Below are 20484 nucleotides of genomic sequence, written 5' to 3' on the forward strand. Positions count from 1 at the left end.
CGTCCATCTCCCCTTTTTCTTGCAAGGTTTTCATTCATGCATGGGCGAGCCCTTCCCCTTTTGTGCCTGCTGCTGGCCATGGCATCCAGCGCGGTGCAAGCCAACGACGACGATACGCGCCGACTTCTGAATCAAATCGACCGCAATCTGAACGAACGCGAACGCTCCCATTTAGTGGAAGAAACCCCGCCTGATGTGGACCCATCGGCCCTGATCACCATCAACGGCACAACTTATAGCGTCGATGCCACGCTGACTGATCTGGAACCGGCCATTTATGTCGCCATCAATCTGCAACAGTGGGCCAAGGTGGATCAGTTTGTAGAAAAGTATCAGGAGCTACCCGGCCACAACCCTGCTTTGGTGCTGATGGCTCAAGGGATGGTGGCCCGTAGCAAGGACAATCACAGCCTGGCGATCAGCAAGCTGCGCCAGGCTCAGGAAAGCGATCCCACTATGATGCGCGCCAAGCTGGAGTTGGCCCGCCTGTTGTTCGAGGACTATCAATCCAGCGAAGCCAAGGAGCTGTTCAGCCAGATTTCCTCTGCCGGTATTCCTGATGAAGTACGGCCCGTGATCGAAGGCTTCCAGGGTGCCCTGCAAGACCGCAATGCCTGGCACGGTTCCGCCTCGATTGGCTTGGGCTACAACAGCAATATCAACAAAGAAAACGGCCAGGAAGATACTTTCTTTACCTGCTATTTCTTTGGGTGCTTTCCGTCGGTGCGCAAGATGCCGGACCCGGTCAAATCCACGGCCATGGTCTACGACCTGACCTTGAACCGGCGTTTCCAGCTAAGCGGCAACCACAACCTACTACTGCGCGGCCTGAGCTACGGCAATCTGTACGACAAGCACAAGGAAGCCGAGCCCAAGAATATTTATTACAGCGACAACACCAGCATTATTTACGCGGGCTACAACTATCAGGACGCTAAAAACGACCTGTCGGTTACGCCCTTGTTCGAGAACAATTACACCAACCGTCGCACCAGCTATCAATCCTGGGGCGGGCGCGTGGACTGGAAGCACAATCTTAGCGACAGGCTGCAAGTAGGCGTGAATGCCCAGCACAAGAGCCTGTCCTACAAAGGCGATTTACGGCAGTACTTTGAAGAAGTCAAAGAGAACCAGATAGGCTTGTACGGCTCGTATCTGATCGATGCAAAAACCGTGGTCTACGGGGGCCTGAATTACACCCGCAATCTGCAGTCTCAGCAAACCGCGCAAAGCCGCAGCTATATGGCAAACCTGGGAATTTACAGGGCCTTTGATGCGGGTTTCAATATCAACGCCACGGCACTGTACCGACAGACTCGTCACGATGCCGAAGACCTGTTCCTGGGTGGGCTGCGCAAGGACCGGCAACAGATTTATATCCTGAACGTGGGCATGCCACGCTTTGCGTTCCAAGGCATTACACCCAATCTGTATGTGAAGCACACCTTCAACAACAGCAATATCGACTGGGCTTTCAAATACAAGCAAATCGAAGTCGCGCTGAAGCTGGAAAAGCGTTTTTAAGCAAGGACTTCTTCGACCTCGGCGGCTGATCGGGTGCCGTCCCTTTTTAGCATCAAGCGCCTGAAGCGACAGGTATCTTTTTTAGTGACAGGGAGCGTCGTGCCACTGTTGAAAGAAGCGTTTTCAATGAGGTATCGGGGTTCTGTGGCAGGTCTCAAGGCCCAGCGGCAGCGTGTAGATCAGCCCTTCCCGTGATGCTGCTCCAGGAGACCGGACGATAAGGTCTTATTCCCTGGATCAAACACTTAACAAGCATGAGACTATGATGAACTTGCGGGGCAGACCGCCCTGCATTTGCTTTGTCTGCTTGCGTTGCGCCCTATTGCGCCCCCAGCGCGGACAAAAAAAACCACAAAAATTGCCAAGTGAAAGCCCGGTTGACCATCAGTCGGGATATAGTCGAGCAATCGATTTTCCTTAGCAGACAGAATACTTATCCCTTGGAGTCTTTCCCCATGCTTGGCCAAGAAAAAGAAACTCGCTCTGATACCAGCCCTCAAGACAGCGCCTTTCTGGAAGAAAAAGCCTTCCGCGCCCGTACTGTGCTGGTCTTTGGCACCATCACGGATAAGCTCGCCTCGGAAACCGTGCGCAAGCTGCTGGCGCTGGATGCCGAATCCACCGCCCCTATCACCATGATCGTGTCCTCGCCCGGTGGTCACCTGGAGTCCGGCGACGCCATCCATGATGTGGTGCGCTTCATTTCCTCGCCCGTCACCATGGTGGGTACCGGCTGGGTGGGCAGTGCTGCTACCCACCTGTTCCTGGGTGCCGCCCGCGAGCGTCGTGTGTGCCTGCCTCAAACCCGTTTTCTGATTCACCAACCCAGCGGTGGCGCCGGTGGTCAGGCCAGCGATATGGCCATTCAAGCCCAGGAAATCATGAAAGCGCGTGAACGTATCGCCCAGGTAATTGCCCGTGAAACCGGCCAGCCTATCGAGCGTGTGCGTGACGATATCGAGCGCGACAAATGGATGAGTGCCGAGGAAGCCATTGAATATGGCCTGATCTCACGCATTATCGAACGCCGTGACGAACTGCTGCCTGCCAGCAAATAATGACCATTTGAGGGCCCCATCATGCTGACTATTCTTGGCAGAGAATCCTCCATCAATGTGCGCAAAGTCATGTGGACCTGCGCGGAGCTGAATCTGGAATTTGAGCGGCAGGATTGGGGCATAGGCTTCAAGGACGTCAACACGGACGAATTCCGTGCGCTGAACCCCAACGCAAAAATCCCCGTCCTGCTGGATGGGGAACGTGTGCTGTGGGAATCCCATACCATTGTGCGTTATCTGGCCAACCGCCAGGCACCGACGGCCTTGTATCCGCAAGATGCCTGGCAAAGAGCCAAGGTGGATCAGTGGCTGGACTGGCAGGCCTCCGAGCTGAACCCGACCTGGACATATGCGTTCTGGAGTTTGGTGCGTCAATCGCCCAAGCATCAGGACGCCGCACAGGTTCAGGCATCCTTGGCTGCCTGGACCCAGGTAATGGGAATTTTGGAAAAACACTTGGCGCAGACCCAGGCCTATGCCGCCGGAACGGAATTCACCCTGGCCGATATCATTCTGGGCCTGTCCATTCACCGCTGGCTGAATACGCCGTTTGATCGCCCGCTACTCAAGGCAGTCGAAGACTACTACCACCGCCTGGCCGCGCGGCCTGCCTTTATAAAGCAATGTGCCGGTTTCCCCTAAGCGGTACTTTGCCTTAGCTGACCAAAGCCGCCCACTATGTTCGCGGCTTTTTTTATGTGTCATTGACGCTCGGGGCCACTTGACGCCCGTTTAAAAACTAGAGATGTAGACATGGACGAAACCATACGAGTTGGCTGCGGTGCAGTCATTATGCAAAACGACAAAATCCTGCTGCTCAAGCGTGTGCGTGCACCAGAAGCTGAGCACTGGGGGATACCGGGCGGCAAAGTGGACTGGCTGGAAACCCTGGAGCAAGCCGTTACACGGGAGATTATGGAAGAAGTGGGTTTGCGTCTGGAGACTCTGGAGCTACTGGTCAATGTGAACCAGATTGATGCCGACAAGGGCGAGCACTGGGTGGCGCCAGTTTATTTGGTCAAATCCTTCACCGGCCAGGCCGTGGTGCAGGAGCCTGAGAAGCACAGCGGCATGGACTGGTTTACATTGGATCAACTGCCAGAACCCTTGACGGTGGCGACCCAGGTGGCGGTGGCTGCAATCAAGAAACGTAGGGAGTGAAACTGCCAAGTCAGAAGCAGCACTAATACCAAGGTGGGCGGCAGGATCAGGAACAAAGACAAAGATAAACCAGCCAGATCAAGATCAAGATCCACGTGTAGCTTGGTGCCAGATAACTGGCGAATGCCTCATCAGTCGGCCCCCACTTTTGTAATATACTTTTCCGCATGCGCGCCCTGGGTCCCCGTTTCGTTTCCCGCGAAATCCGAGTTTGGCAACTTCTGTTTTGCCTGGCTCTGCTGGCCTACGTCTGTCGCGCCGTCGTCCCGGCAGGCTACATGCCTACCCGCTCAGGACAAGACAATGGCTTTGCCATTACCTTCTGTACGGCTGGCAATGCTGCCAATACGCTCTGGATTGATCTGGTCGGCCAGGATGGCCAGGCGGATTCCGATACGCATCACAATCAACAGGACTGCCCCTTTGGTATCGCGGCCTCCCCCGCCTTGTTGCCGACCCTGGATGCGCCTGTTCTGATCAGCCTGATCAGGTACCGGCCGGTTCTGTTAGCCCAGAGCAATCAAACCCTGCCACCGCTGCCGGCACAAGGCCCTCCTTTAGGTTCACGCGCCCCGCCTTTATTCCTCGCTTGATGTGTTCCCGTCCTTTGACGGTTTCTCTTTTTTATCTAGCCGAGGTTTTCAATGTCGATTTCTTCTACGTCTTTCCGTGCCACTCTGGGCATGGCTGCCGTGCTGTTCGCGTCTTCCGCTGTGGCACACGTTTCCCTGCAAACCAAGCAAGCCCCGGTGGGCAGCAGCTACAAGGCGGTTCTGTCCGTGCCGCATGGTTGCAAAGGCTCTGCCACCACCAAAATTCGTGTCCGTATTCCTGAAGGTGTGGTCGGTGTAAAGCCACAGCCCAAAGCAGGCTGGACCCTGGAAACAGTAAAAGGTGACTACAAGCAGGCCTACACGCGTTGGGGTGCCAAAGTCAGCTCCGGCGTTCAGGAAGTGGTGTGGGCTGGCGGCCCTTTGCAGGACGAGCACTATGACGAGTTCGTGTTCATCAGCTACCTGGCCGATGAGCTCAAGCCCAATAGCACGCTCTACTTCCCGGTTGTTCAGGAATGCGAACAAGGCGTGGAGCGCTGGATTGATCAAGCAGCTCCGGGCACCAAGGAAGCGGCTGACCATTCCGACGCCCCTGCTCCTGCGCTGCAACTCTTGCCCAAGCCTTAAACACCCAGGCGGCTGGTGCCCTTGGGCATCAGCCTGAAGGAGATCTTATGCAAACGCATACCCTGCGTAGGCAGGCAGCTTGCCACCCACTGCTCGTGCTACTGCTTGCCTTGCCGTTGCTGGCCTGGGCGCCGGTGCTGTATGCCCATGCCTCCTTGGTCGCCAGCAAACCCGATAGCGGCACGGTGCTGGCCCAGGCTCCCAGTACAGCCAGCCTGAGCTTCAATGAGACCGTATCGCCCTTGCTGATGAAGTTGATTCGTCCGGATGGTTCCTCCAAGGAGCTGGAGGACGTTCTGACACAAGACCAGCGACTGGAACTGGCCTTGCCGCCCATGGAAACCGAAGGCACGTACGGGCTGAGCTGGCGGGTTATTTCTGCTGACGGCCATCCCGTAGGCGGAACGCTGACGTTTTCCATTGGGGCACCCAGCTCAAATCTGGTGGACAGCACCCACAGCAATCCCCTCAGAAATGGACTGATCTGGCTGGCCCGACTTCTGGGCTATGTGGGCCTGTTTACGGGGATAGCTTGGGTGGTCTACCGCGCCTTGGCTCCAGCATCAAACAACACATCAGCGAGTCAAGCTCATATCGCGCCACGCATGCTGACTTTAGGGGCCGTCGCCTTATTGCTGAACCTGGGCTTGGTGGGTGTCGATGCCCTGGACTTGCCTCTGTCCGCCCTGTTCGGCACGGCCGCCTGGCAAACGGCTGCATCGACCTCCATGGGCCTGGCGGTGCTGCTGGGCTGGCTAGCTCTGGCCTGTGCCGCCTTATCCTGGAAAGCGACACACTCCGCTAGCCAGAAATGGCTGGCTGCTTTGGCGCTGATTCTTCTGGGAGCTTCCCTGGCGTCCAGCGGACATGCCAGCACAGCAGATCCCGTCTGGCTATCTCGGCCCAGTGTCTGGCTGCATGTCGTGGCGCTGACACTGTGGATTGGTTCCTTCCTGCCTTTGGTTTATGCACTTCAGCATGCTCAAGAATCCCGCTTGCTGACGCTGTTCTCGCGCTGGATTCCCGCTGTCCTGCTGGTTCTGGTCCTGAGCGGAGCCGCGCTGATCTACGTGCAATTCGATCAACTCGCTTCGCTCTGGGAAAGCCGATATGGACAAGTGCTCAGTGCCAAGCTGATTCTGGTCCTGCTCTTGCTGGGTTTGGGAGCCTACAACCGCTATCGTCTGACTCAAGCCGTCTTGCAACAGCGTAGCGATGCCCGACAGGCTCTGCGACGTGTGGTTCGTCTGGAATATGTGTTGGCGGTGCTGATCCTGGCCGTGGCCGCATTATGGCGCTTCACCCCGCCCCCGCGCGCCCTGGCCCAACTAGTTCCACCCAGCGTTTCCAGCCATATTCATACCGAAGCCGGTATGGCAGATCTGTTGTACATCCCGGCCTCCACCCAGCACCCAGCCATTCTGACCGTCTCTTTATACGAGCCGGATTTCAGTCCTCTGAAGGCTCAAGAAGTGGAGGTGATTTTCAGCAACCCGCAAGCCGGGGTGGAGTCCATTACCTTTCCGGCGGAACTCACGCGGCAGGATCAATGGGAAGTGAGTAATGTCGAGCTGCCGCATCTGGCCAGCTGGAATATTCGTATTCAGGTACTGATTTCAGACTTTGAACGCATACACCTGGATAGCACGCTGGATTTGCAAGCCAACTAAACCCGGCGTCCCGGAATCAGAACGGCTTCATAAAACGTTTGGTGGCCTCAATAAAGGCGCGAACATTGGGATGATGTTTGCGCCCGCCTTCAAACAGTAACGACACCGGCAAGGCTGGCGCCTCATCATCGCGCAGCAAAGGCGCCAGCCGCCCTGAATCAGCTTGCTCTGACTAGCGCATCAAGGCTTCGATCGCCGCGACGGCTATCGTCACCCCATCTTCCTGCGCCATATCCCGCGCGATCTGTTGAGCGCGTGCTCGCACCGAGTCTTGCTGAGCAAAGGCTAAAGCCGCTTGCAGTTGAGCACTATTGACCCTTTTGCCCGATAAAGGCTCCGGCGCGACACCCAAGATCGCCAGCCTGTGCGCCCAAAAAAACTGATCACCGGCAAAGGGCAAAACAATGGACGGCACACCCGCTCTGGCGGCTGAATGCGTGGTTCCCGAGCCGCCATGGTGGATAACAAGGGACATGCGGGGGAATAAATGCTGATGCGGCACCTCGCCCACCTTGAAGAAATTGTCTGGCAAGACCGCCTCTTGCATACCACTCCAACCGGGGCTGAACACCACGCGGCGACCTTGCATGGCTTCAATCATCATCTGGATAAAGCGCGCGCGATCAAACCCGGCCATGCTGCCAAAACCTATATAAATCGGTGCCTCCCCCGCTGCCATAAAAGCTTCCAGCTCCGCATCCATCGTCCAGTCCCCAGACGGCATGATCCACTGACCACACAAGCGCGCATTGTCTGGCCAGTCCCTGGGCGGAGCCAGCAAGCTGGGAGAGACACCGTACAACATGGGATGGTCGGACCAGACCTTGTTCTGGGCGGGCAGCCCACAGATTTGTTGCCGTGCCTGATTGGTAACTCGCTTGAACGCCCGCCACAGTAGTGCATTTACCCACTCATGGCTGCGTTTGTTCAAAAAGCGCGGCACCTTGGTCGGTGGCAGAAAGGGAGAGGGAAAGGCGGCGGTGGGAGTGATGGGTATCAGCCCGGTACCAATGGCCTTAATGCCGCGACGCTCTGCCACGGACAGCCCCACAAAAGCGGCCAGACCCGAAACGATAATCGCGTCACAACCCTCGCTGGCATCCAGCACGGTTTGCATCCAAGCGGGTGTGTTGACATTGGCAATCGCCGACAGCGCCTTGGCCGTTTGTTGAAAACCGCCCTTTTCCTGCACCGCACTGGACAAAATCTGCCCAGGCATCAGGGCCTGCCGTATATCACCGGCCAGAGGCAGGCAAGGCACACCCAAGGTTCGGGCAGAGCTTAAAGTACCACCGTCCGCCAGCAGGCAGACTTCGTGCCCCGATGCCATCAAACCCGCCGCCAAGGTGGCAAGCGGACGTACATCCCCCTCGGTACCATAAGTCACAAGCGCAAATTTCATGATCTGGCCTTGATAGCGATAACAGCTAGCGATAACAGCAATGGCATCATAATATTGCACGTCGTATACTTATGCAATTCGTATACTTTTAAAACTACCATGACTACAGACCATGATCCGGGTCGCCGGGAACGCAAACGCCTGCTCATGCTGGAACAGATACGCCAGACAGCGGTCACTCTGTTTGAGCAGCACGGCTACGAGGCTGTGACCATGGAGCAGATTGCAGACCGGGCCGATATCGCCAAGCGCACCTTGTACAAACACTTCCCCAGCAAAGAGGCGGTGCTGGCGTTTCATGTGGATGCGCAGCTAAAGCAGGATCTGGCCTATCTGCAACATGAGGTGGCTCAGTGCCCTACGTTTCAGGCACAGGCTTTGTGCATTCTGCGTGCCTCGGCAGACTGGTGCACCGAACACCCAGAGTTCTTGAGAGCCTATCTGCGCCATCAATTGCTGAATACAGGCACAGCCAGCAAGGACAGTGACATCACTCAAACCTGGCAGGCATTGATTGCCTTAGCCCAAGACTCGGGGGAGTTGAATCCGTCACTAAGCCCCGAGCAATTGGCCCACTGGTGTCATCACCTGTACTTCGGAGCCATGCTGCGCTGGCTGAATCAGCCCGAGCTGTCCTTGCATCAGGAATTCGAGGACATGACCCAGTTGTTCTTGCAGGGTGCGGCAGTAAAAGGTACGGCATAAAAAAGGCAGGAAGGGCCCCTGCTTTTTCGTGACTGACCTGACGAATCAGAATCAAGTCGCGTCATCGTAAATAGCGCGGCAAATCAGAATCAAGCCGCACTATCATGGCTAAGCAGGCAAATCTGAATCAAGCCATACCATCGTGACTATCCAGGCGAATCAGGTTCAAGCCGTACCATTCAGCGCCATCAACAAGCGATCCAAAGCCTGCTCATAAACACGCTGCGCCGCTTCATCGTTCGTAATAGAAGCAGGCAGACCGCTACCATGGGCATGGTCGATCAAGATGCCCAGCCATAGTTCCGGCTCCTCGGTGCAGTCCGCCAGTAAGCTACGCAAGCGCTGGGTAATCTCCTGCGTCACCCCGGCAAAGGCAGCTGGATCGCTGAAGATGGCCACGGTCAAATGCGGATGACGGCTAACCGCCTGGTGATAGCGCAGCAAAATCCGGCGCAGTTCCGAGCCTTCCTGCTCATCCAGACCTTGCAGCACCTGGGCATACACCCGGTCGGACAAGACGCGCAACAAGCCTGCCCGATCCGGCACGTGGTTGTACAGACTCATGGGGGTCACGCCCAGACGGGCGGCCAAAGCACGCATACTCAAACCTTGCTCACCGCCCTCGTCCAGAAGCGCCAGCCCAGCGTTCAGAATATCGTCCAATGTCAGGCCGGCGCCTCCAGCCGGACGTCCTCGCCCCCGGCTCATGACTTGAACTGATAACGAGACTGTACCAAGCCGGAAGGAAAGCTCTGGCTGGAGAGCAAACGCCAATCCATATCCTGATTCACATCGCCAAACAGTCGGCGGCCTTCACCAATAAGAACCGGCATGGTGGAAAGAATCATCTCGTGCACCAGACCAGCCCGCAAGAAGGACTGGATAAGCTGGCCGCCGTCTACATAAATACGTTGCAGATTTTCTGCTGCCAATTGCTCCATCAGTTGCTCGGGAGTCTGGCGGGAGAAACGGACTTTGCCTTGCAGATGCTCAGGAACCGACGTGTCGGCCAGTTGTCTGGACAAGACCACCACAGGCAGCTGGTAAGGCCAGACGTCAAAAGTCAGGACTTTCTCGTACGTCCCACGTCCCATGACCACCGCATCCTTGTCCGCAATAAAAGCCATATAGCCGTGATCTTCCGCAGGATCGCTGCGCTCCAGTAACCAGGCAATGTCGCCGTCCGGTTTGGCGATGAATCCGTCCAGGCTGGTTCCGATGAAAACGTGTGCAGTGCTCATGATCTACCCTTTATATATACGATGTATATTTTATAGATAAATCTGCAACTGGAAATAAAAATCTGCGCTCAGCTCTCTCCCGCTCCAGCGCTGTCTGCCTTAGCGCACAAAAAAACAGGCCGCATCACACGGCCTGTGGTCCCTCTTTTGATCGAATACCCTCTTTCTGGCAGCCATGCCGCCCGCAATTTAACGGGCCAGCAAACGGCTGGCCTCAAGCCTGGCTTCGCTTTCATCAACGACAAAGCTGAATTGCAGGCCCAGCACCCGGCCCAAGGTCTGCTGTGCCAGGCGTGCTGCAGCAGGAATGGCCCGCCCCTTGTTGATCACTACCATGCCAGCGCACAAATCCTTCAAGCGCTGCTTGTTCTGCTTGAAGAACAAGGCGCGTTGCTTGCGATCCTCGTGGCTTTCCTCATGGGCATGGTCCCCACCGCCCAACCTGTCGGTCAGCAAGACAAAACGTTGGCCCCGATTCAACAAGGCCTCCAATTGATCCTGCGCCTGTTGCGGCGTTTGCTGCGAGCTGTGTTCTCTTAGAAACACCAATGGAAACTGCGTGTCATCAACTTGCATAAGCGGCTCCTTGCCATCAATAAAGACAGCCAACATCGAAGCGGCGCACGCCCAGATGCGGAGGGCTTCCGAAAGCATGCATCAAGCCGCTAGGTAAATACAGCCAAGCGGTATCGCGCAACAAATACGGTCGAACCGTTGCGCCTTCACCTCTCATCACAGTCTGGACTCCACAAAATCGCGCAGTTGGGGATCTCGAATCTCCAAGGCATCAAACAAGCCTAGTGCTTTCAGAGCCGGCAAGGCCGCCACAATATCGTTCAAGGCGCGCTGGCGTTGAGCGTCGCTGACATCAGGCTGGCGCAAGGCGGCAGCATTAGCCAGAAACGCGCCTACCGTGCCTTTACGAATGGTGGTGCCATCAATCTGAACTTCACTGGCGTGATCGGGAAGAATGTCATGGGCTTGCATGTGTCACTCCTTTATTCATCAAGGTTTTCAGTGTAAGCAGAAAGGTTTTGGCAGCTGTACACTATATCGGTCAATAGATAACAAAATTACGCCATGCCTGAACGCAAGATTGGTTTGCATGATTTTCTGAACTTTCCCGAGCACCCCGTCCTGTTCGCCGTCACCGGCAACCATGACTCGGAGCTGTCCTCGCGCCCCCATCAACACGCTCGCGGGCAGTTGTTCGGCTCCCTGCGCGGCCTGCTTTCCGTTGGAGTGGAGGACGCCGTTTGGGTAGTACCCGCCATCCATGCCGTCTGGCTGCCGCCGCACGTCCTGCACTCGGGCCAATCGCATGGCCCTTTTCATGGCTGGAGCGTCTATATAGACGAAGCGGCCTGCGCCGATCTGCCTTCCCAGGCCTGCACCTTGCGCACCTCCGGCCTGCTGCGTGAAGCCGTGCTGCGCGCCTGCTCCTGGGATTTGATTCCCGCCGCGCCCTTGCCCCAAGCCCAGGCTCATATTGCCTCCGTCATCCTGGACGAAATCCGCAGTCTGCCCATCGAACCTTTTGGGCTCCCGCTCCCCCAGGACCCGCGTTTGCAACGCATTGCCCGCGCCCTGATTGCCGAGCCCAGCAACAATCAGGGCATGGAACATTGGGCCGACTGGGCGGCGGTCAGCCTGCGCACTTTAAGCCGCCGTTTCGTGACAGAAACCGGCTTTAACTTCACCGCCTGGCGTCAACGCGCCCGCCTGATGCGCTCCCTGGAAATGCTGGCAGCCGGTGCCCCTGTCGCCACCATTGCCTACGATCTGGGGTATTCCAGCCCCAGTGCCTTTATCAGCCTGTTCCGACGCAGCTTTGGTCACACCCCGGCGAACTACCGCAATCAACTGTAAGCCCCTCAAACCGCTTTACGACTCATCAGGAATGCCATAAAGTGATTGATTAATAATCCACGCATCATTTACAGACATGGGATGACCGAGATGGAAATGCGCCAATTACAGATTTTTTGTGCGGTTGCAGAGCATGGCAGCTTTACTGCCGCTGCCCAGAAGGTGCACACCGTGCAATCGAACGTCACCATGCGCATCAAAGAGCTGGAGGCCGAACTGGAACAGCCATTGTTCATACGCCAGAAAAGTGGTGTGGTGCTGACTCCGGCTGGCCATACCTTTCTGGCCTACGCACGCCGTATCTTGCAACTGACCGAAGAAAGCCGTGCCGCCCTGCAAGACACCGGCACTCCCAGCGGTCTGCTGCGTCTGGGCTCCATGGAGACCACGGCCGCCATCCGTCTGCCCCAGGTTTTGACCCAATACCGCGAACGCTATCCCCAGGTTCAGTTGTCCTTGCAAACCGGCACCACGGCCGAGCTGATCAAGGCCATTGAGACCCACCAGCTCGATGGTGCGTTTGTCGGTGGCTTTCATCAAAACGCCGCCCTGACTCAAGAAGAAGTGTTTGAAGAAGAACTGGTGCTGGTCAGCAGCAAGGCGGTGGAATCCCTGCCTGCCCTGATTGAAAAAATTCCCCAACAAACCGTACTGGTCTTTAGAACCGGCTGCTTTTACCGCTCTACGCTGGAACACTGGTTTTATCAGGCTGGGCTGGTGCCCAACCAGATCATGGAAATGGGCACACTGGACGGCATTCTGTCCTGCGTAGCCTCGGGCATGGGCATTACCCTGCTGCCCAAAGCCATCGCCCAGAACAGCAGCTTGCGCCTGCCCGTGCAATGTCACGAACTGCCGCCTGAGGTTGCGCGTGTCAAAACCGTGTTTATCCGTCGTGCTGATGCCAATCCTGGCTCGGCTCTACGCAGCTTTGTGGCCCTGGCTCAAGCGCAGTTCGCCCAATTGCCCAAGCTGGATCAGGGCGAGGTCGAACAGCCTGCTCTGACGGGCCAGCCTGTGGGTCTGTCCAGCAGCGCCGCACAGGCTTTGCCGCAGTAAGGCATCAGGACAGGCCCAGGGCCAGTTCCGCGACCCGTTCTGCCGCTGGCACAATGCTGTGGATCTTGCCGACGCCCTGACCGGCATACAAAGACAGTTTCCTGGCCATTCTGTCCTTATCAATTGCCCGCGCCCCACCCCCGACCAGACGCAGCACATTCCACTTGTCACGGTTGGGAATCACGCGATGCGGCGTGCCATAGGTCCAGCCAAAAGAATAGCCGGTGCGATATTCCGTATCGTCCGTGCTGGCTTCCAGAATCTTTTGCTTGTAGAGCGGATGCGCGTTGGACTCCTCGCTGGCCAGAAAGGCCGTACCCACCAATACGCCGGAAGCCCCCAGGCTCATGGCCGCCCTGACATCCTGGCGGGTCGTAATCCCGCCCGCCGCCAGTACGGGACGACCTTGTGCGCAGTCCAGAATGGCGGGTAGCAAAGACATCAGGCCAATCGTGCCGCGATTCAGGTGCCCGCCACCCTCACTGCCTTGGGCGACGATAATATCGGCCCCATGTGCAATCGCTTTGCGAGCCAGAGCCGCCGTGCCGGTTTGCACCATCACGATCATGCCGGCGTCTTTGGCACGGGGAATCATGTCGGCGGAATAGTCCTCGGCATAGAACAGCGACAGGATGCGAGGCCGCTCCTGCAGGATCACTTGAAACTGGGCCTCGAACACCTCCGGGCCACCAAACTGCGGCACCACATTCACCCCGAAAGGCTGGTCCGTCAGTGCCCTGGTTTCCCGCAGCCACTTACGCAGCATCAAGGGAGCCAGACGCAAGCCACCCAGCACACCCATCCCACCCGCGTTCGCTACCGCCGCCACCAATTGCGGCCCGGAAATCGCAGCCATGCCCGCCAGAAAAATCGGGTACTGCACTCCGCACATCTGCGTGATGACATTGCCCGCAAAGTCTCGATTTGCTTCGCTCATGATTTACAACTCCACCTGCTTGCCCAGCATGCGCCGCAGGGCCAGATTCTTCAGTACGAAATGGTTTTTGAATGCCCCGAAAAGGTGCAAGGCCAGCCCCGCCAGGAAAGCGGTGGCGCCAATATTGAACAGCACATCGACCACCGCCTTGACCTGCTCATTCGGTCTGATCAAGGTCGGCAAGGCCAGGCCACCGGGCAGCTCCACCGCTACGCCAGCCGCCGCACGGGATAGCCAGACGGCGACAGGCAGCAGCACCATCGCCAAAGCCAGGGCCGTGGCCACGGAACGGGCCACAATCACTTCCACCGGATTGGGCGAGCCCACCGGCAAAGGATGAAAAGAGGTCACACGTGCCCAGAAGCGGTAGATGGAGATCAGAAACAGCAGCGTCCCCAGCAGATTTTGCAGCTGTACCAATCGCGCATCGCCGGGGCTTTGGGCCATGGCCACCCCCAAGCCCAGAATGGAAAACAGCAAGGCCGCAACAAGCCAGTGCAGCACAATAGTGATGGGCGAGAACCTGAGTCCGTTGTCTCGCAATTGCATGATTAGCTCCTTGAAAAGCTCACCGGGGGCAAGTCCTCTACAGTGCAATACCGAGAGTGATACGTCGTGAGCCACCTGCCCAACAGGTACACGCGGCCAGTGTCGGCAGTCAGCTTGTCGCCTGCAGGCCTGGGCCTGTGTCACAGTGGCCTCAGAGCCTTGGCGGTGCCAAGAACCGTCGTTTAGAAGCCCTGACGATAGGCGCAGCAACCAATCAAGTAAAATGATGAATACTGATTAATAAAATCTTTTTTAGTGATTTATAAACAGAAAGTTCTTCTCAGAACGCCAGGCGGCAGGCGTGCAACCTTCATCATCAAACCATCCAAGGGCAACAAGTAACACCCGCTGGTCGTTCGCAAGAAACCGCAGGCTCATCCAGGCCTCGCCTACATGAATCTCTTTTTGATCATTATTAGTGATTCATAGAATCATTATTCATCATTTTACTTGATTCATTCAGTCTTCTATCTTCCCTATCGATAGCCCTGCTATCCCGCCCTCAAACCAGGAGACTGAAACCATGACTCGCCCAGCTGCCTATCTTGAACACTGCAAAAAAAGCCACGTCTTGCCCGGCTTTTGAAGCTTATGGTGACGGACGCTCAACGCGACATCATCAAGACCGCTGCCCCGCTGCTGGCAAGCGGCGACAAAGCCCTGACCACCTATTTTTATGAATTGATACTGCGCGACTCCCCACCGATGAGCCCCTTGGCCAGCCAGATCGCCAACAATCACCTCGCTCTACAGGCCCAGCCCGAGCATGACCCAATGACGGGCACTTGCCAGCTGCAAGCCATACGCGAAGAGCTGATCGCGAGGATGACAAGCAACGAGCTCATAGATAGATGGGTCGCCGCCTATCAACAGTTATCGAATTTGCTAATCGAAGCCGAACGTCTGATTTACGACGATATGGCTATCACTTCCGGCGGCCTTGCAGACCGCAGTCCCAATCAAGAATGAACCATCATGCCACTACTGAAATTTGATCTGATCCAAGGCCGCAACGACGAAGAACTGCGCCTGCTGCTGGACACCGCGCATCAAGCCATGGTGCAAGCCTTTGATGTTCCCGCCACCGACCGCTACCAGTGCGTGACCCAGCACCGTCCCGGCGAGCTGATACTGGAAGACACCGGCCTGGGCTATCCGCGTAGCGACAAGGTGGTACTGCTGCACATCGTGTCCCGCCCCCGCAGCGAGAATCAAAAAATTCAGTTCTACCGTTTGCTGGCAGAGCGGCTGGAGCAGAACTGTGGCGTCTCGCCCAATGATCTGATCATTGCTCTGGTCGAGAACAGCGATGCAGACTGGTCCTTCGGGCGTGGACGAGCGCAGTTTTTGACGGGGGAGCTGTAATCCGATTGCTGCGTCTCAGCTTTCCTGCCAGCCTGCTCCCAGGGATTTATACAGAGCAATGGCAGCCAATACCTCGTCCCACTGGCTAAGCGTCAAGGCATCTCGTGCCTGATTGGCGCTACGCTGTGCCACCAGGATCGGCAAGTAGGCGCTTAAGCCTGCTTTATACAGTTGCGTCGCGTGCTCCAAAGCCTGTTCGCTATCGAGCAGTGCGGCCTGCAAGGACGTCTGACGTTGTACCTGGCTGTGCAGAGAGGTCAAGGCATCTTCCACCTCCCGCAAAGCCAGATGCACATCACGCTCATAAATCAGTTCAGCGGCTTGCGCCTTCGCTTGTGCCGCTTCGATGCCCGATTGCGCAAGGCCACCATCGTACAAGCTGTGCTCCGCTTGCAGCCCTGCCGCCCACAACAGACTGGCACTGGAAAAGATGTCGTGAATCACGCTGACGGCAGTCCCTATTCCCAAGGGAATCCGGAACGTCGGAAAGCGTTGTGCCTGGGCTTGACCTATATGCGCCGTGGCCGCAGCCAAACGCCGTTCATCTGCTCGCAAGTCTGGCCGGGAGCGAATCAGATCCGAGGGCAGGAACGCGGGCAATTGCGGCGGCACGGGCAAGGCAGGCGCGGGTTGCGTCAGAACCGCATGCCAGTCGCCCGGAAAGCCGCCCGCTAACACACCAATGCCATGACTGAAACGGGCAATGTCGGCTTCCAGTATCGGGAGCTGCGCCTGTGCCATTTCACGCTCGGCTCTGGCCTGCAAAAGTTCAGACTGACGAGCCAACCCGCGACGTCGGGATTGCTCCACCAACTGTTCGGTATCGCGCAGATTGCGCACATTGTCCCTGGCAATATCCAGCCGTCTTTGCGTCGCCCGCAAACCGGCGTAATGGCTGACCAACTCGGCAATCAAGCTGACCTGCAAAGCACCGTGGTCCTGCGCCAACGCTTCAATACCGGCATCGGCGGCCTCTATCGCCCGGCGAGTGCCACCAAACAAATCCAGCTCCCAACTGACATCCAGCCCCAACTGCCAGTTTCGTAACTCCCCTCCAGGTGGCGAGTCCAGAGCTTTACTATTGCGGCGCGCCTGCCCCGACGCCCCGGCTGATACCTTGGGGCCAAGATCAGCTGCAATCTGGCCGCGTTCCGCCTTGGCCTGCTTCAAACGAGCCACAGCAATATCCAGATCCTGATTACGGCTCAACGCTCTTTCCACCAGCGCATCCAGCGTCGGGTCCTGGAATTGCTGCCACCAGCGACGCAAGCTGTCCTGATCCTGCCTGGCAAAGCCTGTTTGTTCATGTAGCCACGTCGCAGGAAGCGGCTGTTTGGGCTCCACATAATCCGGGCCTACCGTCGTGCAAGCTGACAAACTCAGAAGCAGCAGCACATAGGGTAAAAAGCGGCGTGCGCGGTGACGTTCAGGCATCAAAAAATTATCCATGCCTGCCTCTTAAAGCCAGCGCTGCAAAAAGGAACTGATGCGGCCCTTTGCACTGCCCGCATCCAGCGCGGGGCCGACAGCCACACTGCCTGTCATCCCGGCCGCCAACAGCACATCCGCCGGCAAATCATCAAACTCCACCCGTACCGGAATCCGTTGCGCTAAACGAATCCAGCTGAAGTTGGGCTCCACGCTGGGCAAGCCCTGCGCATCCGCTTGCTGATTGGCATCGGTAATTCCGCGCCCGATGCTACTGACATGACCTGCTATCAAGCCTTCATAGCCCATCAAACGAATGCGTGCCTCCGCTCCCGGCTCAATACCTTGCAGCTTGGTTTCTTCAAAATAGCCCGTCATCCAGAAGCTATGGGCATCCAGCAAAGCCATATTGGCCTGCCCCGCCACCGCATAATCACCCGCGTTCAAACGCAGGCGAGTCACATAGCCATCAACAGGCGCGTACAGTACCGAACGCTCCAGGTCCAGCTTGGCTGCGTCCACAGCCAATTGCCGACTGCGCTGCTCGGCCTGGGCAATACGCACGGCGTGCTGGGCTTGCTGAATTTCTTCAGCAGGCAGCAGGCTTTCCATACCGCGACGGCGCTTGGCCTCTGCCGCCCTCTGGTTCAGGATGGCTGTTGCCGCCGCCAGTTCGGACTGCGCCTGCTCCAGCGCCAGCTGAAAACGCGCCGGGTCCAGGCGATACAAGACATCCCCCTTGTGAACCCGCTGATTATCAGTAACCGCCATCTCCCGCACCGTCCCCGAGACCTCGGGCGCGATACGCACAATTTGTGCGCTGACCCGGCCATCCCGCGTCCAGGGCGCCCGCACATAGGCGTTCCACAAAGCCATCAGCAAATAGGCTGTTATCAACAGCAAGAAGGCCGTCAGCACAAACCGGCTGACTGGCTTGATCAAAGCAGGAAATTTAGACATACAGAATCAAGGCCGAGACAAGGGACAAGGACAAGGCAAACTCAAACAAGGCCGGGTGCCAAACATGGCGCAACACGCCTGTGTGCACCAGCACGTAACGCAACCCTAGATAAATAGGCACCGCCAGGCAGACGTAGACAAAAAAAGGCGGGACATACATGCCCGCCAGGGCAACTTCACTAAGCATGAACAGCACTTCCTGATTGAAGGGAAACAGACGCCGGGTGGCGCTCCAGCAGCATCGCAATATCCAGCAGCACAGCAGCCAGACGCAGGCCATCATGTTGCGGCTCAGCGTCCCGGCACCGCACGGCCTGAGCAAGACGCCGGGCATGGCGCGCTGCCAAACGGGGTTGATCAGCCCGGCGAGCCATATGACGCAAGGTAGTTTTCAGGGGCTGGGACACATGGGCAGGCACCTGGGCTTGTCGTACATACGACTGCAAGCGCAGCAGTTCCCAACCCAGATGCACGCTGTCCAGAGCCTGCGACAAGGCTTGCTGCATTTGCGCAGGCTGCGCCTTTAATCCGGCTCCCAATTGCGCAAGGCGATGTTGCTGTCGCCAGCGCCAGATCTGCGGTTGGAAACGTTTGCCCCGCAGCACCGCCAGACTGTTGGCGCGAATACGCATTTGCAGACGGCTTAGATCCCGACTCAGTTTGCGAGGCCAAAACAGCTGAAAACCCAGCAAGGTAAAGAAAGTGCACAGCAACCAGGCCACAGAACCATTCACGAACAGTTCGAAGTCGTAGTGCATGGGGTTGGATGGCGCTGCCAAGGTCGTAAACGACACCAGATAGGCCACACCGACCATGGCGTATTTGGGCACCGTGGTGGCATAAATGGCGGGTAACCAGAACAGCGCCAGCACAATCAGCAGCAGTGGCAAGCCTTCGATCAAAGGCAGGACCACAAAGGTGCATAAAAAGGCCGCCACAATCGAAAGCGCAATGCCCTTGATAAATGCCATCGCCGCCGCAGGTGGGTTAGGTGCCGGGGACAACAAGGCGCAGGCTGCCGCCAGACCGGCCAGCATCATATTGCCGTCCGTCCAGCCCGTCAGAATCCAGAATGTGCCGCCCAAGAGCACCGTCAGCATGGCGCGAACCCCGTTTTCCAGTGCCAGCGAAATATCCCGATAAAAAGGAATGGCGGGATATGTGCTTTGCGTGGGCAAACGATACAGAGCACGCAAGCTATCCAGGGCCGCCAGATAATCATCCAGCTGCTCAATCAGACGATCCCCGGCAATCAGAAACGGAGCCGGTTCTGCCAGGCGCTCCAAAGGACCGGTATTCAAGATTTCCTGCAAGCGGGCACGCAGCGGCATCAGCACGGCACTGGCCCGCTCCAAGCCGTCCGGGCCCTGTGAAACCAGTTGGGCAGCCTGCTTCCAGGCCTGCTCCCATTCTTGCCGCAAGGCCGCCAGGACGGGCATGGGTGTAAAGGTTTGCGGAAGCGGGCCCGCGCCCCCCAACATGGCGGAAAACAGGCAGGCAATGGCATGCCGCAAAGCGGTCGCCCGGGCGGCCAAATCGGCAGACTCCGCCTTGCCAACCGACAACAAATCATCCGCCCCGTACACATCCATCATCAATTGATGCCGTACACGCTCCTGGTCACTCTCTGCCGTCTTGCACGCATGAAGGGCCGCTTGTCTGCCCGCCAGAACACGGGCTGTTTCCGAAGCCAGGCGCAATAACTGGGCCTGCAAGCGACTGCGTACGCTGCGGGTACTGAACAAGGCAGACACCACGCCCAGGCACAGCACGCCCACCAGCACCGAGGAACCCCGCCCAACAACATGATCAAAGCTCAGTTGCGCTTGCCCCATGGCGCCGTATACCGCCAGGCCAACCGTATAACCTGCCAAGGCCGCCCCGTAAGATTTGTAGTGGCGCAGCAAACCCATGGCCATCACACACAGGCCCAGCCAGAACGCAAAGCCCAGCAAGAACAGCCAAGGTTGCTGCCCGAAGACACTCATCAACACAAAGGCGGCCAGCATTCCGACCAGCGTGCCCAGCACCCGCCAGGTCCCCTTGCCTATCACCGCGCCTTGCACCGGATTGATCACCAGTAGCACGCTGGATGCGGCAGAAAAAGGCGCATGCAGATCCAGCAAATAGGCTACTGACAAGGCCAGCCACGCGGCCAGAATGGAACGCAGGATGTAGCCTGCACGTGGGCTTGTGATATCCACGGAACTGAGGGCCAGACCCATCCGACCAAGAAAGGCTTTCAGCCCGGAGGCAGACTGCGGTGAGGGACTGGCAGACGACACAAGAGGACTCTTTACAGTGATGAATGAAAATCACTATAAAAGTCCCCAACGCGTCCGAAAAGTGAATTTATTGCACTCACTCAAGTGCGT

23 protein-coding genes are annotated in these 20484 nt (G+C 57.3%); 12 read left to right on the forward strand and 11 right to left on the reverse strand.

Annotated elements, in window-relative coordinates; translation table 11 throughout:
- Positions 1-36: 36 nt before the first annotated feature.
- From KOE80_RS08175 to KOE80_RS08205, 7 genes are all read left to right on the forward strand, one after another.
- Positions 37-1524, forward strand: coding sequence for a surface lipoprotein assembly modifier (locus tag KOE80_RS08175; RefSeq protein ID WP_226348859.1), 1488 nt, complete (start codon positions 37-39; stop codon positions 1522-1524).
- Positions 1525-1979: 455 nt separating this feature from the next.
- Positions 1980-2582, forward strand: a complete 603-nt coding sequence (locus KOE80_RS08180) for an ATP-dependent Clp protease proteolytic subunit (RefSeq protein WP_009454612.1) — start codon at positions 1980-1982, stop codon at positions 2580-2582.
- A 21-nt stretch (positions 2583-2603) separates the two neighbouring features.
- Entirely contained in the window at positions 2604-3224 is a 621-nt protein-coding gene (locus tag KOE80_RS08185; protein ID WP_226348860.1) for a glutathione S-transferase family protein, read from the forward strand.
- Positions 3225-3335: 111 nt separating this feature from the next.
- A complete protein-coding gene (locus KOE80_RS08190; protein ID WP_137430946.1) occupies positions 3336-3743 on the forward strand; it encodes an NUDIX hydrolase in 408 nt (135 codons plus the stop codon).
- Between the two features lie 167 nt (positions 3744-3910).
- Positions 3911-4336, forward strand: coding sequence for a DUF2946 family protein (locus KOE80_RS08195; RefSeq protein ID WP_413228927.1), 426 nt, complete (start codon positions 3911-3913; stop codon positions 4334-4336).
- A 51-nt stretch (positions 4337-4387) separates the two neighbouring features.
- The gene (locus KOE80_RS08200) at positions 4388-4924 is read left to right on the forward strand and encodes a YcnI family protein (RefSeq protein ID WP_083053694.1); all 537 of its coding nucleotides are present in this window, start codon (positions 4388-4390) and stop codon (positions 4922-4924) included.
- Between the two features lie 47 nt (positions 4925-4971).
- Positions 4972-6594, forward strand: a complete 1623-nt coding sequence (locus KOE80_RS08205; RefSeq protein WP_226348861.1) for a copper resistance CopC/CopD family protein — start codon at positions 4972-4974, stop codon at positions 6592-6594.
- A 172-nt stretch (positions 6595-6766) separates the two neighbouring features.
- On the opposite strand, the gene KOE80_RS08210 is transcribed toward KOE80_RS08205, so the two are convergent.
- Complete coding sequence (locus KOE80_RS08210; protein WP_226348862.1) at positions 6767-7996, reverse strand: glycosyltransferase; 1230 nt, start codon at positions 7994-7996, stop codon at positions 6767-6769.
- Positions 7997-8095: 99 nt separating this feature from the next.
- Between KOE80_RS08210 and KOE80_RS08215 the strand changes: the two genes are divergently transcribed.
- On the forward strand, positions 8096-8701 hold the full coding sequence (locus KOE80_RS08215) for a TetR/AcrR family transcriptional regulator (RefSeq protein WP_226348863.1): 606 nt from the start codon (positions 8096-8098) through the stop codon (positions 8699-8701).
- 165 nt (positions 8702-8866) lie between these two features.
- Here KOE80_RS08215 and KOE80_RS08220 read toward each other — a convergent pair whose 3' ends face one another.
- The 4 genes from KOE80_RS08220 to KOE80_RS08235 form a co-directional block, all read right to left on the reverse strand.
- On the reverse strand, positions 8867-9409 hold the full coding sequence (locus tag KOE80_RS08220) for a TetR/AcrR family transcriptional regulator (protein WP_083053697.1): 543 nt from the start codon (positions 9407-9409) through the stop codon (positions 8867-8869).
- Positions 9406-9942, reverse strand: a complete 537-nt coding sequence (locus KOE80_RS08225) for a dihydrofolate reductase family protein (RefSeq protein WP_035267990.1) — start codon at positions 9940-9942, stop codon at positions 9406-9408. The genes KOE80_RS08220 and KOE80_RS08225 overlap by 4 nt, the downstream gene beginning before the upstream one ends.
- Positions 9943-10131: 189 nt before the next feature.
- A complete protein-coding gene (locus tag KOE80_RS08230) occupies positions 10132-10518 on the reverse strand; it encodes a hypothetical protein (RefSeq protein WP_226348864.1) in 387 nt (128 codons plus the stop codon).
- A 156-nt stretch (positions 10519-10674) separates the two neighbouring features.
- The gene (locus KOE80_RS08235; RefSeq protein ID WP_009454626.1) at positions 10675-10929 is read right to left on the reverse strand and encodes a hypothetical protein; all 255 of its coding nucleotides are present in this window, start codon (positions 10927-10929) and stop codon (positions 10675-10677) included.
- A gap of 93 nt (positions 10930-11022) precedes the next feature.
- Here KOE80_RS08235 and KOE80_RS08240 point away from each other — a divergent pair, with 93 nt between their 5' ends.
- A complete protein-coding gene (locus tag KOE80_RS08240) occupies positions 11023-11811 on the forward strand; it encodes an AraC family transcriptional regulator (protein ID WP_226348865.1) in 789 nt (262 codons plus the stop codon).
- Between the two features lie 81 nt (positions 11812-11892).
- Positions 11893-12870, forward strand: coding sequence for a LysR family transcriptional regulator (locus tag KOE80_RS08245; RefSeq protein ID WP_226348866.1), 978 nt, complete (start codon positions 11893-11895; stop codon positions 12868-12870).
- A gap of 4 nt (positions 12871-12874) precedes the next feature.
- On the opposite strand, the gene KOE80_RS08250 is transcribed toward KOE80_RS08245, so the two are convergent.
- A complete protein-coding gene (locus KOE80_RS08250; protein ID WP_226348867.1) occupies positions 12875-13807 on the reverse strand; it encodes an NAD(P)H-dependent flavin oxidoreductase in 933 nt (310 codons plus the stop codon).
- A gap of 3 nt (positions 13808-13810) precedes the next feature.
- On the reverse strand, positions 13811-14356 hold the full coding sequence (locus KOE80_RS08255; RefSeq protein ID WP_226348868.1) for a cytochrome b: 546 nt from the start codon (positions 14354-14356) through the stop codon (positions 13811-13813).
- Between the two features lie 591 nt (positions 14357-14947).
- Here KOE80_RS08255 and KOE80_RS08260 point away from each other — a divergent pair.
- Together KOE80_RS08260 and KOE80_RS08265 are read left to right on the forward strand one after the other, a co-directional pair.
- Positions 14948-15325: a hypothetical protein gene (locus KOE80_RS08260; protein WP_226348869.1), complete on the forward strand. Its 378-nt coding sequence runs from the start codon at positions 14948-14950 to the stop codon at positions 15323-15325.
- A gap of 6 nt (positions 15326-15331) precedes the next feature.
- Complete coding sequence (locus tag KOE80_RS08265; protein ID WP_203144815.1) at positions 15332-15721, forward strand: tautomerase family protein; 390 nt, start codon at positions 15332-15334, stop codon at positions 15719-15721.
- Positions 15722-15736: 15 nt separating this feature from the next.
- Here the strand turns inward: KOE80_RS08265 and KOE80_RS08270 are convergent, their stop codons facing one another.
- From KOE80_RS08270 to KOE80_RS08285, 4 genes are read right to left on the reverse strand one after another with little or no spacing between them, the layout of a single operon-like run.
- On the reverse strand, positions 15737-17170 hold the full coding sequence (locus KOE80_RS08270; protein WP_226348870.1) for an efflux transporter outer membrane subunit: 1434 nt from the start codon (positions 17168-17170) through the stop codon (positions 15737-15739).
- A 9-nt stretch (positions 17171-17179) separates the two neighbouring features.
- The gene (locus tag KOE80_RS08275) at positions 17180-18109 is read right to left on the reverse strand and encodes an HlyD family secretion protein (RefSeq protein WP_226348871.1); all 930 of its coding nucleotides are present in this window, start codon (positions 18107-18109) and stop codon (positions 17180-17182) included.
- Positions 18102-18296 (reverse strand): DUF1656 domain-containing protein, encoded by a 195-nt coding sequence (locus tag KOE80_RS08280; RefSeq protein WP_035268004.1) that lies wholly within the window; start codon positions 18294-18296, stop codon positions 18102-18104. The genes KOE80_RS08275 and KOE80_RS08280 overlap by 8 nt, the downstream gene beginning before the upstream one ends.
- Positions 18289-20394 carry an FUSC family protein gene (locus tag KOE80_RS08285; RefSeq protein ID WP_226348872.1) on the reverse strand — a complete coding sequence of 702 codons (2106 nt, stop codon included), beginning with the start codon at positions 20392-20394 and terminating at the stop codon, positions 18289-18291. Before KOE80_RS08285 ends, KOE80_RS08280 begins: the two co-directional genes overlap by 8 nt.
- Between the last annotated feature and the right edge of the window lie 90 nt (positions 20395-20484).

The sequence above is a fragment of the Alcaligenes sp. 13f genome, from assembly GCF_020496585.1.
Taxonomy (GTDB): Bacteria; Pseudomonadota; Gammaproteobacteria; order Burkholderiales; family Burkholderiaceae_B; genus Alcaligenes; species Alcaligenes phenolicus.